Source organism: Streptomyces sp. YKOK-I1 (genome assembly GCF_054660435.1).
Genome location: NZ_BAAGDR010000001.1, coordinates 4,545,061 through 4,558,448 on the forward strand (window position 1 = coordinate 4,545,061; position 13,388 = coordinate 4,558,448).

Genomic DNA, 13,388 nt, shown 5'->3' on the forward strand with positions numbered 1-13,388 from the left:
GGGGCTCGGCGCTTCGGCAGGAGCACAGCGCTTCGGCAGGAGCTCCGAGACTCCTGGCCGAACTGCACCGACTAGCCGAACTGCACCGACCGCTTCGCCAGCCCCATCCAGAACCCGTCGATCACCGACTTCTGCGCGTCCAGCTCGCCGGAGACCTCGGCCGCGCCCATGGTCACGAAGAGCGGGGCGAAGTGCTCGGTGCGGGGGTGGGCGTAGCGGCCGGCCGGGGCCTTGTGGAGGAAGTCCAGCAGGGAGTCCCAGTCACGGGCCTCCATGGCGCGCCGGCCCCAGTCGTCGAACTCCACCGACCAGGAGGGGATGCCGCCCTGCCGCAGGGCGGCGAGGTTGTGGGTGAAGAAGCCGGAGCCGACGATCAGGACGCCCTCGTCGCGCAGGGGGGCGAGCCTGCGGCCGATATCCATGAGCCGCACGGGATCCAGGGTCGGCATCGAGACCTGGAGGACGGGGATGTCGGCGGCCGGGAACATCTCGACGAGCGGGACGTACGCGCCGTGGTCGAGGCCGCGGTCGGGGATGTCCTGGACGGGGATCCCGGGGGCTCGCAGCAGCTTGCGCACGCTCTCGGCGAGCTCCGGTGCGCCGGGTGCGCCGTACGTCACCTGGTAGTAATGCTCGGGGAAGCCCCAGAAGTCGTAGACCAGGGGTACCGGCTCGACGGCGCCGAGGGCGAGGGGGGCCTCTTCCCAGTGGGCGGAGATCATCAGGATCGCCTTGGGGCGGGGCAGGCCCGCGGACCAGGCCGCGAGTTCACCCGGCCAGATCGGGTCGTCCGCGAGCGGCGGCGCGCCATGACTGAGGTACAGGGCGGGCATGCGTTCCTGAGTGGCGGCGGACATGACGGCGACTCCCTCCGGTTCCCGGTCGGCTCCCTACCGGAACCGTTGCTTGAAATCTAAAACGTCAACATCCAACAGCATATTCCCAATTGGTTTAAAATTCAAGGAGCGTGCGCTTACAGTGGATCCCATGAAGACCGCATCCACCTCCGCTGAAGAGCCCCGATGGCTCACCGACGAAGAGCAGATCGTCTGGCGCTCCTATGTCCACGCGAGCATCCTGCTCGAGGACCACATGGACCGGCAGCTCCAGCGGGACGCGGGCATGCCCCACATCTACTACGGCCTTCTGGTCAAACTCGCCGAGTCGCCCGCGCGCCGGCTGCGGATGACCGAACTCGCCATGCACGCGAAGATCACCCGCTCGCGGCTCTCGCACGCCATCGCCCGGCTGGAGAAGAGCGGCTGGGTGCGGCGTGAGGACTGTGCCTCCGACAAGCGCGGGCAGTTCGCCGTGCTCACCGCGGAGGGGCTGGACATGCTGCGGCGGGCGGCGCCGGGGCATGTCACCGCCGTGCGCAACGCGGTGTTCGACCGGCTCAGCGGGGAGCAGCAGAAAGCCCTCGGCGAGATCATGCAGATCATCGCCGAGGGCCTTCAGCCGGATGAGGCGGGGGCGGACCTTCCCTGGCTCCGTTAGGCACGGCGCTCGGTCGGACACGGCGCCCAGTTGGACGCAGCGCCCGGTTGGACGCGGCGCCCGGTTGGACGCGGCGCCCGGTTGGACGCGGCGCCCGGTTGGACATGCCCCTCTGTTGGACACGCCGCTCGGTGCGGTCTTTCGGGTGCTGCGCCGTCGTGGCTGGTCGCGCAGTTCCCCGCGCCCCTTCGGAGCGCGACCCTTCGGAGCGGCGTCCCTTCGGAGCGCGGCCCCTCGGAGCGCGGCCCCTCGGAGCGCGGCCCCTCGGAGCGCGGCCCCTCGGAGCGCGACCCCTCGGAGCGCGACCCCTCGGAGCGCGACCCGTAGGAACGCGCCCCGTAGGAACGCGCCCCGTAGGAACGCGCCCCCGCGGAGCGGCGTCCCTAGTGGGCCACCACCGGGATCTGGATCGCGTCCTCCGCGTCCGTCGTGCCCTCGCCCGTGGCCTGGCCCAGTTCCGGCTTGCCGGCGGTGATGAGGGTCAGGGCGATCGCGGCGGCGGCGACCAGGATGCCCACGGCGAACCAGATGGCGCTGGTGTAGCCGTGCACCATGCCCTCCAGCTGGACCAGCTGCTGCTGGGGCTTGGAGGCGGTGCCCGCGATGTGGTCCTTGATGTACGACGTCGTCGCGGACGCGGCGATCGTGTTCAGCAGGGCGGTGCCGATCGCGCCGCCCACCTGCTGCGAGGTGTTGACCATCGCGGAGGCGACACCCGCGTCACGCGGTTCGATGCCGTAGGTGGCCAGGGACATCGCCGGCATGAACGCCGTACCCATGCCGAGGCCGAGCAGCAGCATCGCCGGCAGCAGGACGGCCGCGTACGAGGAGCCGATCTCCAGCCGGGTCAGCAGCAGCATGCCGAGCGCGGCGACCAGGAAGCCGGGGCCCATCAGCAGGCGCGGGGCGACCCTGGTCATCAGCCGGGTGCCGATCTGGGTGGAGCCGGTGATCATGCCCGCGATCATCGGCAGGAACGCGAAGCCGGTCTTGACCGGGGAGTAGCCCTTGACGACCTGCAGGTAGTAGGTCAGGAACAGGAAGAGGCCGAACATCGCGATGATCGCGAGGCCGAGGGAGAGGTAGACACCGCCGCGGTTGCGCTCGGTGATCACGCGCAGGGGCAGCAGCGGGGCCTTGACCTTCGACTCGACGATCACGAAGGCGAGCAGCAGCACACCGGAGGCGACGAACATGCCGACGGTCAGAGAGTCGCTCCAGCCGTCGGACTCGGCGCGGGTGAAGCCGTAGACCAGGGAGACCAGGCCCAGGGTGGACAGGATGACGCCCGGGATGTCGAGCGCGGAGCGGTTGCGGCCGCCCTCGGGCTCACGGATGACGAAGTACGCGCCGGCCGCGGCGATGATCGCGAACGGGATGTTGACGAAGAACGTCCAGCGCCAGTCGAGGTACTCAGTGAGGAATCCGCCGAGGATCAGGCCGACCGCGCCACCGCCGCCGGCGATCGCACCGTAGATGCCGAAGGCCTTGGCGCGCTCCTTGGCGTCGGTGAACATCACCGCGAGCAGGGAGAGCGCGGCGGGCGCGAGGAGTGCGCCGAAGGCGCCCTGGAGGGCGCGGGCGCCGAACATCATGGCCTCGTTGGTGGCGGCGCCGCCGAGCGCGGAGGCCGCGGCGAAGCCGGCGAGACCGGTGACGAAGGCGCGCTTGCGGCCCCACAGGTCGGCGATCCGGCCGCCGAAGAGGAGGAGTCCGCCGAAGGCGAGGGCGTAGGCGGTGACGATCCACTGCCGGTTGCCGTCGGAGATGCCGAGATCCTGCTGGGCGGAGGGCATCGCGATGTTCACGATGGTGGCGTCGAGGACGACCATCAGCTGGGCTATGGCGATGAAGGCCAGGGCTTTCCAGCGGTTGGCGTCCGGGACGCCGGGGGCCTTGAGGGCTGTTTCGGACATGGAGGTACCCACTTCGGGACTTCGTGACGGAAAAAAGCTGAGAGAAAGCTGAACGGGCTGGGAGAAGCTGGGAGAAGCCGAAAAAAGGTGTGGTGAGCGGACGGCTCGTCTACGGCGACGGCCGCTGGACCACCGGCTGGTTACGGGTCGGGTTCAGGCCTGACGCAGGTCCTCCATGGTCACGGCGGTGCCCGGCAGGACGGAGGGGGCCGGGGCCCGCAGTCCGTCCAGGAGCAGCTGGAGGTGGCGGTGGACGAAGCGGTCGGCGCTCAGGCAGCCCGTGCCGGCCGGGGGCCGGCTGAGCTGGGCCACGGCGATCATCACGTCGCCGACGCCGACGTCGTGCCGTAGCTGTCCGGCGGCCTTGGCGCGGTCCATGACCTCCTCGATGATCCGCTCGACGCGCAGCCGGGCGGCTTCCAGGTCGGGGTGGTGCTGGTCGAAGGTGCTGGAGACCATCGGGCACAGCGCGCTGACCCGCTCGTCGGCGGAGACGTGCACGAAGCGCTCCAGCGCCGCGAAGGCGTCCCCGGACTCGGCGAGGGCGGCCTGGCCGGCCAGGACCGTGCGGTCCAGGACGGAGCAGACGACCTCGCGGACCAGGGCGTCGCGGTCGGGAAAGTGGCGGTACACCGTGGCGTTGCCGACGCCGGCCCGGCGGGCGATGTCGTCGAGCGGTACGTCGGGACCGAGCTCGGTGAACATCTCGCGGGCGGCGCTGACGATCCGCTCCCGGTTGCGCAGGGCGTCCGCCCGGGGGCGGGGCGCCTTGCGCGCGGCGGGAAGCGCCGAGGTCGCGGTCTGCACGGCGTACTCCTCGAAGCTGGGGCGGGGCGATCCGGGGAAGCTCTCCCCGTTTCACTCGGACACCTGACTAAACGGGGAAGCGATCCCCGGTTATTTCCCGCGGCCGGAACTTTCCTTCGTGACCTGGGTCACATGCACACGATCGGTCGTTCCCAGCGCGCGCCCGCCCGCCCCGCGTCACAGGGTGAGCGAAAGGGTGCAGCCGGTGACCGGGTGGCTGCCCGGAGGGAAAGGCCCCGCATGCAGCCGCAGCCCGCGCGCACCGCCCCGGAACCCCTCCGCCGCCGGATACGCCCGCGCCGCGTCGCCGTCCTCGCCTCCGTGACCGCGCTGACCTTCGCGGTCAGCACCTCCGCCGGCACCGGCCGCCTCGACCCCGGCCTCGCGCTCGGGCCGACCCGGGCCGGGGCCGGCCCGATCTCGCTGGGCCGTACCGCCGGCCTCGCCCCCTGCATGATCAGGAGCGGCCCCTCCGTCCAGATGTCCGAGGGCGTGCCGACCCCCGGCGGCTACGCCCGCTCCACCGGCACCGTCCGCGCCCTCACCCTCATGGTCGACTTCTCCGACGCGCCGGGCCGGGGCACCGCGCTCGACCGCTACCGCGAGTTCTTCCCGCAGACCGAGCAGTGGTTCCGCACCGCGTCCTACGGCCGTCTCGACTACCGCTCCGAGACGCCGATCCGGCACTGGCTGCGGATGCCGAAGACGTTCCGGGCGTACGGCATAGAGCGCGGCGCGCCCTTCGACCCCGGCTACCGCCGCCTCGTCCAGGACATCGTGGCCGCCGCCGACCCGAGCGTGGACTTCCGCTCGTACGACCTGCTGAACGTGCTGGTCACCCCGAACGCGGGCCCCTCCGCGCTGGACACGGTCCTGTCGGTGACGTTCGCCGGGAACACCGAGGCGCCGGTCGCCGACGGGGTGACCGTCGCCAACGCGTCCTTCGTCTACTCCCGCCAGGACGACGGCTCCGGCTCCTACGGCCGCACCGGCTACCGCGTCCTGCCGCACGAGAACGGGCACGTCTTCGGGCTGCCCGACCTCTACACCCAGGACGGCGGGGGCGCGGTCGGGCACTGGGACATCATGAGCGAGGACTGGGGGGCCAACAACGACCTGCTCGGCTGGCACAAGTGGAAGCTGGGCTGGCTGGACGCGGGCCAGATCGCCTGTTCGGCGGTGCGCGGCTCGGCGGAGTACCGGCTGACCCCGCTGTGGCGGACCGGCGGCCCGAAGCTGGTGTTCGTGCCCGTCGACGCGCGCACCGGTTACGCCGTCGAGCTGCGCACCCGCGGCGGCAACGACGAGACGGTGTGCCGGCCGGGGGTGCTCGTCTACAAGGTGGACGCCGGGATCGACACCGGTATGGGGCCGGTGACGGTGTACGACTCCGCCGAGGACAGCGGGGGCTGCACGCGCAGCCCGAACGTCCACGCGGAACTCTCCGACGCGCCCTACGCGCCCGGCGAGTCCTTCACCGACACCAAGCGGGGCATCCAGATCTCGGTGACGGGCGCGGATCTGAAGGGGGACTACCGGGTGCGGGTCACTCGGCGGTGAGGGCGGGGCGGTGAGGGCGGGGCGGGGCGGTGAGGAGGGTCGTACGGTCGTAGGACCGCAGGCCGTGAGTCGTGTGCCGTGGGGTCGTAGAACCGTAGGCCGTGAGTCGTGTGCCGTGGGGTCGCATTACCGTAGGGCTGCCCAGATCCCCGTACGGGAGAGCCGATGTCCGCGAAGACGACCACCATCCCCGGCCCCGAGGCGGGCGCGCCCGCGGAGGCCGTGGTGCCGCTGATGCGCGGGGTGGCCGTGCTGCGGGAGCTGACCGGGGCGGGCGGGACCATGCGGCTGAGTGAGCTGGAGCGCGCCACCGGGCTGGCCCGCTCCACGGTGGACCGGGTCGTCGCGACGCTGGTGCGCATGGGGTACGCCCGGCTGGAGGGCCGGGACGCGATCCTCACCCCGCGCGTGATGGAGCTGGGCAACGCCTGCCTGGCCGCGCTCCGGCTGCCGGCGCTGCTGGGTGCGCGGGCCGACGCGCTCGCCGACGAACTCGACGAGTCGGTGTCCCTGGCCGTCGCCGACCGGGACGGCATCCGTTTCATCCACCAGGCGACCCGCCGCCGCGCGATGTCCCTGAGCTTCCGCATCGGCGATCTGCTGCCCGCCGAACGCACCGCGCCGGGCCCGCTGTTCGCCGCCGAGTGGACGGACGCCGACTGGCGGCGGTGGCGCGAGCGCCGGGCGGCGGACCCGGAGGACCGGTCCTTCACCGCCGTACCGGCCGCCCCGCACCGGGCGCCCGACGAGGAGTTCGTACGACGGGCCGAGCGGGCGGCCGAGGAGGGCTGGTCCCTCGACGACCAGCTGATCGAGCCGGGTCTGGTGGCCGTGTCGGTGCCGGTACGGGCGCCGGGCACGGGGCGGGTCGTGTGCGTCGCGAACGTCGTCAGCCACACCAGCCGGCACACGGCGGCCGATCTGCGCGAGACCCTGCTGCCCCGGCTGCGGGCGGCGGTCGCGGCGATGGAGGGGGAACTGCTGCGGGCACCTGTGGCGGACCCGGGGCCGCCGCCCGCGGGTCTCGCACTGTGGACGGGCGCGTCCAAGCAGGAGCTGGGCCGGGAGTTCATCGAGTCCCTGGCGCGCGGGCTGACCGTCCTCACCGCGTTCGGGGAGGGCCGGGCCGAGCTGACGCTGACGGAGGTCGCCAAGGCGACGGGACTGGCCCGGGCCACCGCCCGCCGGGCCCTGATCACCTACGAGCACCTGGGGCTGGTGGAGCCCGGCCGCCCCCGACAGACCTTCGCCCTCACCCCGCGCGTCCTCTCCCTCGGCTTCCCACCCCTGTCCCGTACGACACTCCCCCGCATCGCGACCCCGCACCTCGCGGCGCTCGCGGAACGGGTCCACGAGTCGACCGCGCTCGCGGTCCTCACGGAAGGGGGCGAGGAGATCCAGTACACGGCCGGGGTGGCCGCGCACCATCGGATGAGCGTGGACGTGGACGTGACCGTGGGCACCCGGCGACCGGCCGGACTGACGGCGGCGGGACGGGTGCTGACGGGGCGGTACGGGGGCGGGGACGAGGGCGGGCGTGAGGACGGGCGTGAGGGCGGGAAGGCGGGCGGGTTCGCCTTCGTCGACGAGGAACTGGAGCAGGGGCTGCGGTCGGTCGCGGTTCCCGTACGGGACGGGACGGGCCGGGTCGTCGCGGCACTCGGGATCGCCACCCACACGGCGCGGCGGACGGCCGAGGAGTGCGTCCGCGACCTGGCACCCGAACTGACGGCGACCGCGGCGCTCGTCGAGGCGGATCTGCGGGTGGCGGCGCGTTTCACCCGGGTGCCGTTGTCCTGAGACCTCCTGCCTCGGTCGGAGCTGCCCGGGGAGGACGCGGAGGGGGCTACCGGGGCTTCCGGGGCTTCCGGGGCTTCCGGGGCTTCCGGGGCTTCCATCTAGGACGGAATCCGACCTAGTGCGCCTCTACTGTCCTCAGCACAGAAGCCCTTCTCCCAAGGAGCCGCGATGCTGCGAGGCCTCACGACCGTCCGCTTCCACGCCGCCGACCTGGAGGCCGCCAAGCGCTGGTACACCGAACTCCTGGGCATCGGGCCGTACTTCGAGCGCCCGGGCTACGCCGAGTTCCGCATCGGCGACTACCAGCACGAACTGGGCCTGCTGGACAGCAAGTTCACGGAGACTCTGGGCGCCCACTCGGACTCGGCGGGAGGCGCGGTGACGTACTGGCACGTGGACGACGCCGAGGCGACCCTGACCCGCCTCCTCGCCCTGGGCGCCACGGTCCACGAGCCGCTCCGCGCATTCGGCGACGGTTTCGTGGGCGGCTCGGTGGTGGACCCGTTCGGCAATGTCCTGGGCATCATGCAGAACAGGCACTACCTGGAGATCCTCGCGAGCCGATGACACGGCCCGACGATCCATGGGCACTTGGGTACCAGGGGCGGCAGCGCCGTCGGGAGTGCGGTGCACGAGCGAGGCCCGGGAGACCGTGAGCCGCCGCGTTCACCCCGGCCTCCACGCCAGACGCCAGGTGATCCCTGAACAGGAAACCGCAGGTCAACCCCACCCAAACGCCTCACACCCCATACTCCAGCCCTCCCCTCCGCCCCGATCCGCTACGCTGTTCACGTCAGCGGTCAGGTCACGCCACTCGTCCGCCCGGGAAACCGTCGCGAACACCCGGCACACCCCCACTGACCAGCGGGCTTGCAAGCCTCGGCGGAAGATCCACCAGCTGGATTTCCTCCAGGGCTTTCTGCAGGCCCCCGCCTTCGTAGCTCAGGGGATAGAGCACCGCTCTCCTAAAGCGGGTGTCGCAGGTTCGAATCCTGCCGGGGGCACAACGCATTACCGCTCTGACCTGGGGTTTATCCCCCAGGGAGGGCTCTTACTCGGCCTCGGACTCCTCATCCGGGGCCGTTTGCGTGAGCGACGGGTACTGCTCGGCCTGTAGCGGATCTTTATGCGCAGGTCTGGACGTCGGGCCCCTTTCCGGTTCAGGCCAGACCGAACTTCTCGGCGTGCACCTGTCGCGCGGGGACCCGCAGGTCTCGTAGGCCCGCGAGCACGGTCCTGGTCATGGCGGGCGGCCCGCAGACGTACACGTCGCGTTCGGTGATGTCGGGGACCAGCCGGTGCAGGTTGCCCGGACCGAACGGCGGGGTGCCGCCCTCGCCGGTTCTGCCGGTGAGCAGGTGCAGCCGTCCGCCCCGTAGCGCGACCAGGTGGCGCACCTCGTTCAGCAGCACGGCGTCGGCCTCGCTGCGCACCCGGTACAGCACGACGACGTCGCCGGGCGCCTCCTCCTCCAGCATGGCCCGCACGGGCGTGATCCCCACGCCCCCGGCGATCAGCAGGGTGCCGGGCCGGGTCCGGTGCAGAAAGGTGAACGCCCCGTACGGTCCCTCGACGAAGGCGCGGCTGCCGACCGGGACGTTCCGCAGGCCGGCGCTGGCGCTGCCCGCCGCCTTCGCCGTGAGGCGCAGCCCTTGTCCGCCCGGCGCCTCCGACAGGGAGAAGGGGTTGGCCAGCCACCAGTGGTTGTGCCCGGGGAACCGCCAGATGCAGAACTGCCCCGCCCTGGCCGGGAGTTTGTCGAGGTGTCGGCCGGTGACGTACACGGAGACCACGTTGTCCGACTCCGGTACCACGGCCGCGACGCGGAACCGGTGGTAGGCGTTGCGCCACAGCGGCATGGCGACACGCCCGGTCAGCAGGGCGCCGAAGGCGAACAGCCACAGAATCCACCAGTAAGCCGTGGCGAACGCGGAGGACGTGAACGTCGTGGTCTCCTGCAACTGGTGGACGAACGACAGGCCCAGGGCCACGTAGAGCAGCAGGTGCAGACCGTGCCAGACCTCGTACCGCAGTCGCCGCCGCAGGGGCCGGGTGGAGATCACGGCGATCACGACGATGACGGCCGCGGCGAGCATGCCCAGCAGGGAGGCCGGCACCCCGCTCAGTGCGACGAACGTCTTCCCCATGGACGCGTCGTCGAGGTTCGCATAGCCGAGCACCACCAGCGTGGCGTGGGTGAGGACGGTCCACAGCAGCAAGAAGCCGACCCAGCGGTGCCACACCGTGAGCCGGTCCATCCCGATGCGGCGGTCCAGCCAGGGCAGCCGGGCCACCAGCAGCAGTTGGAACAGCATCAGCAGGGCTGCGTGCAGTCCGAAGAACTTGGCGACCGTGAGCACCCCGTTCTTGCCTGAACCGGCGCTGAGAAACAGCGCCTCGACGGTCGCCGCGTTGACGATGACGAAAGTCCACATCGCCCAACGCGCCGCGTCCACCGGAAGCACGGTGCCTCTGCTCACCGTGTTACTCGCCATCGCCATGCTTTCCTCGCATCCCCCGTGGCCGCTGCACTCACGGCCCGTGCGCACTAACCCAATGAAGATCGAGCAATTCGTCCGGATACGCACCCCTGATCGGATATGCATACGGACCGTGTGCCCGATCCGTTCACGCCAGAACCGTCGAATCCGATCGCCGTTCGGCGTTCGATGTGTCCTGCGGGCAGGGTTCCGCGATGGTTCACGTCGCCGGGTGGTGCAGCCGCTCACCGATGTGGCCGGCGCCGCGCGCATCAGCACTTCGAGGACATAGGTGAGGTGGCGGCGTACTCTCGGCCGTTGTGCTGGGACTCGCCGGGCCGGCCGTTGCCGCGCTCTCCGGGGTGGGCCACCGGGTCAGTGGTACCGCCGGCCCGTTCCGATCCCCCGGTGACGAGTCCACGTGCTGGTTCCTCACTTGTCGTGGGCTCGCTGGTCGGATGCTGGTCGACGGGGAGCGGGCGTGAGCGAGATCAGCGTGCCGGACGGACGGCAGACAGTACGCTGAATCCAGCGGGATCGGGCCCGCGGGACAGTGTCCGGGAGGTGCTTCATGACGGCCGAGATGGTGGCCCCGGCGTGGATGCATGAGCAGATCACCGCTGAGGAGTACGACTCCTGGTCCGAGGAGCAGTGCGCCGGGATCGAGGTCGTGGACGGGATGGTCGTCGTGAGTCCGAGTGCGTCCAAGCGGCACAACCGGCTGGCCCGGATTCTGGCGAACGCCCTGGATGCCGCCGCGGGCCCGGAGTGGAACGCCGACACCGACTTCGACGTCCGGCTTCAGGACGTCCCGCTCACCAGTCGCCGCCCGGACGTCGTCGTGTACCGCGCGGACACGATCGACATCACCCCCACCCGCCCCGAGCACGTGCTGCTGGTCGCGGAGGTGGTGTCGCCAGGCTCGGAGACCACCGACCGGATCGTGAAGGTCGACCAGTATGCCAAGGCAGGCATCGGCTTCTACTGGCGGATCGAGCAGGCCGCGACAGGCGTACCTCTCGTATACACCTACGTTCTCGACCCCGCGACGAAGACCTACCGGGACGGAGACGTGTTCACCGGCGTCCTCAAGGTAGCGGCCCCCTTCCCGGCGGAGATCGACCTCGGCCAGATCTGACCACACGCCGCTGAACAGCCAGCAGTGCGTGAGCGGACGCTCCTACACAGGGCGGGGCGGGGGAGACGCCCCGATGAATGATCGCAGCTTCCCCAGCTGATGCCGCCAAGGAGTCGGCACGGGCAAGCAGCCTCAGCCCTGCCGTCGCAGTGTTCGCGTGCCTACGATCGCGCAGTGAGCTACGACATCTGCTTCCTGAAGCGACGCGACGGGCAGTCCTGGGATGAGGTCCTGGAGGAGATGGAGGTCGCAGCCGAGGACAGCGAGCCGATCCCCACCCACCTCCTTGAAGCTTGGGACCGAATAGTGCCGCAGGCTCGAACCCTGCTGGGCGGTGTGGAGATCACGGAGTGCGAGAAGGAGTCGCGGGACCTGAGCCACTCGCGCACCGGCATCGGCCTGTCCGTCTTCGGTGACGAGGTGAGCATCACTGTGCCCTACTGGCATGCGGGGGACGGCGCGGCAGTCGTGCTCGGCCAGGTCTCCGCCCTTGCGGCCATCGTTGAGAAGGAGACCGGGCTGACTGCCTACGATCCCCAGACAGAACGTCCACTGACGGAGACGCCCCCGGAAGGCCCGGTTGGGCTGATGTCGCGAATCACCGAAGATTTGCGCAGCCGCTACGGCGGTTGAGCACCAGGCACCGGCGGAGCCGGCCAGGTTCCGAGCCGTCTGCTCGCCGCGTGCCACAGTCGTGCCGGATGCAAGGGGCAGCCATGGTCAACGGGGGTGTCTCGCGGTCGAGTTCTCGGTGGTCCGACCAGGTATCGAAGCTCCTGGTCAGCGCCCCCACTCCCCCGCCTCTCTCCTAAAGCGGGTGTCGCAGGTTCGAATCCTGCCGGGGGCACTAGGCCTGACCAGGCACGATGCACCGGAAAGGCCCCTCGGAAGTGATCTCCGAGGGGCTTTTTGGCTTACATGGGAACGAATGGCAAGGCGCCGTCAGGCAGCGTCCATCCGGGACTGGCATGGCCGCACCCTCAGCGGCCGCCTCCGATGTCCTGGCGAAGGCAGAGCGCAGGCGCGGCCCCCGTGGAGCGTCGCGCACCCTTGCCCACGACGTCACCGGTTGCGGCGGAGTGGCAGTGGAACCGGAGAAACGGGGCCCGGGCCGGCGTCACGACGCAATGACGCCGACGGTCTGATCCGTGAGACTTGCCGGCCGGCCGCGGCACCGGGCCCACCAGGCACGGCATGGCCGTTCACCTCGTACGTTCCCGTAGGGCGCAGGCGACACGAGTCCGTGCCACCTCCCGCACACCGCTCTCAAGAATTCACTCCGTAAGAGTCGGGGCAGAATTAAATAATTGAGCGGTCACGGAGATGCACTTTCACATTCGGCGACTCCGAAAAATGCAGGGCAATTAAATAGACGCCCCGCACAGCCACTTCTTCTTGGTCGATTGACAAACAGATCCGAACGGGTCCGATATTCGCCTGTCCGAGTGCCGTTTGCCGCCTGGCCATGAGCCCCGGGGATTACCAGGAAAAGCCGCTGAGCAGCCGTTTCTTCATCCCGCCGGGCCGAACACTCGGGACTGACCCCAAATCAGCCTGCGTGACAACGGGACAATTTGATGTAGCGTCAGATTCAACACCGGGTTGAACCCAGCCCTGATACTCGAAAGGAGACCATGTGAAAACAATTGCTAAGGCGGTGGCAGGCGCGATTTTGGCGACTGCCACTGTCATGGTGCCTCTCTCGGCCCAGGCGATCGCGGCTCCGTCGCTGCCGGGTACATCCGCCGCGGCGCCGGGCGCCCCCTCGCTCGACAGGGACGGCTCGTCTCACACGCGCGACAGCGGATCCCGCGAGTTCCGTGGGGACAGCGACTGGCGAGACCGCAGTCACTACGACCGCGGCGGCGACTGGCGTCGTCACGACGACCGCTGGCGTCGTCACGACCACAGGTACCGCTGCAGCTGGGGCCACGACCGGGACGGGTACTGGCGCTACCACCACCGCTACCCCTCCCGGGACTGGGACTGGGACTGCTCCCCCTACTGGCGTCGCTAGTCCGACAGAGTCCGTGCCGCCCGTCGTCACCGTTCTTGACCGCGGGCGGCGCGACTGCAGTAATGCCTTCACTCCGTCCGCCAGACCGACATGTCTCCGTAAAAACGAGGAGCGCGCGCTCCAGGACCGGGCGTCAGGTCCCGGCTCCGGGCAGGCACGCGCTCCTTCGGCAA

Annotated in this window: 11 protein-coding genes and 1 tRNA gene; 8 read left to right on the forward strand and 4 right to left on the reverse strand. The window is 70.3% G+C overall.

What is annotated here, in order from left to right; genetic code table 11:
• Window positions 1-71: 71 nt before the first annotated feature.
• Window positions 72-857 carry a dioxygenase family protein gene (locus tag ACYQ8Q_RS19795; RefSeq protein WP_460066618.1) on the reverse strand — a complete coding sequence of 262 codons (786 nt, stop codon included), beginning with the start codon at window positions 855-857 and terminating at the stop codon, window positions 72-74.
• Window positions 858-987: 130 nt separating this feature from the next.
• On the opposite strand from ACYQ8Q_RS19795, the gene ACYQ8Q_RS19800 reads away from it, so the two are divergent.
• Window positions 988-1,497, forward strand: a complete 510-nt coding sequence (locus ACYQ8Q_RS19800; RefSeq protein WP_460066619.1) for a MarR family winged helix-turn-helix transcriptional regulator — start codon at window positions 988-990, stop codon at window positions 1,495-1,497.
• A gap of 383 nt (window positions 1,498-1,880) precedes the next feature.
• On the opposite strand, the gene ACYQ8Q_RS19805 is transcribed toward ACYQ8Q_RS19800, so the two are convergent.
• Window positions 1,881-3,413 (reverse strand): MFS transporter, encoded by a 1,533-nt coding sequence (locus ACYQ8Q_RS19805; protein WP_460066620.1) that lies wholly within the window; start codon window positions 3,411-3,413, stop codon window positions 1,881-1,883.
• 153 nt (window positions 3,414-3,566) lie between these two features.
• Window positions 3,567-4,220, reverse strand: a complete 654-nt coding sequence (locus tag ACYQ8Q_RS19810) for a TetR/AcrR family transcriptional regulator (protein WP_460066622.1) — start codon at window positions 4,218-4,220, stop codon at window positions 3,567-3,569.
• Between the two features lie 240 nt (window positions 4,221-4,460).
• On the opposite strand from ACYQ8Q_RS19810, the gene ACYQ8Q_RS19815 reads away from it, so the two are divergent.
• The 4 genes from ACYQ8Q_RS19815 to ACYQ8Q_RS19830 all read left to right on the forward strand — a co-directional run bounded on the left by ACYQ8Q_RS19815 (window position 4,461) and on the right by ACYQ8Q_RS19830 (window position 8,584).
• Window positions 4,461-5,780, forward strand: coding sequence for a M6 family metalloprotease domain-containing protein (locus ACYQ8Q_RS19815; RefSeq protein WP_460066625.1), 1,320 nt, complete (start codon window positions 4,461-4,463; stop codon window positions 5,778-5,780).
• Window positions 5,781-5,945: 165 nt separating this feature from the next.
• A complete protein-coding gene (locus tag ACYQ8Q_RS19820; RefSeq protein ID WP_460066627.1) occupies window positions 5,946-7,580 on the forward strand; it encodes an IclR family transcriptional regulator domain-containing protein in 1,635 nt (544 codons plus the stop codon).
• Between the two features lie 168 nt (window positions 7,581-7,748).
• Window positions 7,749-8,147, forward strand: coding sequence for a VOC family protein (locus tag ACYQ8Q_RS19825; RefSeq protein ID WP_460066629.1), 399 nt, complete (start codon window positions 7,749-7,751; stop codon window positions 8,145-8,147).
• A gap of 364 nt (window positions 8,148-8,511) precedes the next feature.
• Window positions 8,512-8,584, forward strand: a tRNA-Arg gene (locus tag ACYQ8Q_RS19830).
• A 156-nt stretch (window positions 8,585-8,740) separates the two neighbouring features.
• Here ACYQ8Q_RS19830 and ACYQ8Q_RS19835 read toward each other — a convergent pair.
• Window positions 8,741-10,075, reverse strand: a complete 1,335-nt coding sequence (locus ACYQ8Q_RS19835) for a ferredoxin reductase family protein (RefSeq protein WP_460066630.1) — start codon at window positions 10,073-10,075, stop codon at window positions 8,741-8,743.
• 556 nt (window positions 10,076-10,631) lie between these two features.
• Here ACYQ8Q_RS19835 and ACYQ8Q_RS19840 point away from each other — a divergent pair.
• From ACYQ8Q_RS19840 to ACYQ8Q_RS19850, 3 genes are all read left to right on the forward strand, one after another.
• Window positions 10,632-11,198 (forward strand): Uma2 family endonuclease, encoded by a 567-nt coding sequence (locus ACYQ8Q_RS19840; protein ID WP_460066631.1) that lies wholly within the window; start codon window positions 10,632-10,634, stop codon window positions 11,196-11,198.
• 174 nt (window positions 11,199-11,372) lie between these two features.
• Window positions 11,373-11,831, forward strand: a complete 459-nt coding sequence (locus tag ACYQ8Q_RS19845; RefSeq protein ID WP_460066633.1) for a hypothetical protein — start codon at window positions 11,373-11,375, stop codon at window positions 11,829-11,831.
• Window positions 11,832-12,888: 1,057 nt separating this feature from the next.
• Entirely contained in the window at window positions 12,889-13,215 is a 327-nt protein-coding gene (locus ACYQ8Q_RS19850; protein ID WP_460066635.1) for a hypothetical protein, read from the forward strand.
• Window positions 13,216-13,388 lie beyond the last annotated feature (173 nt).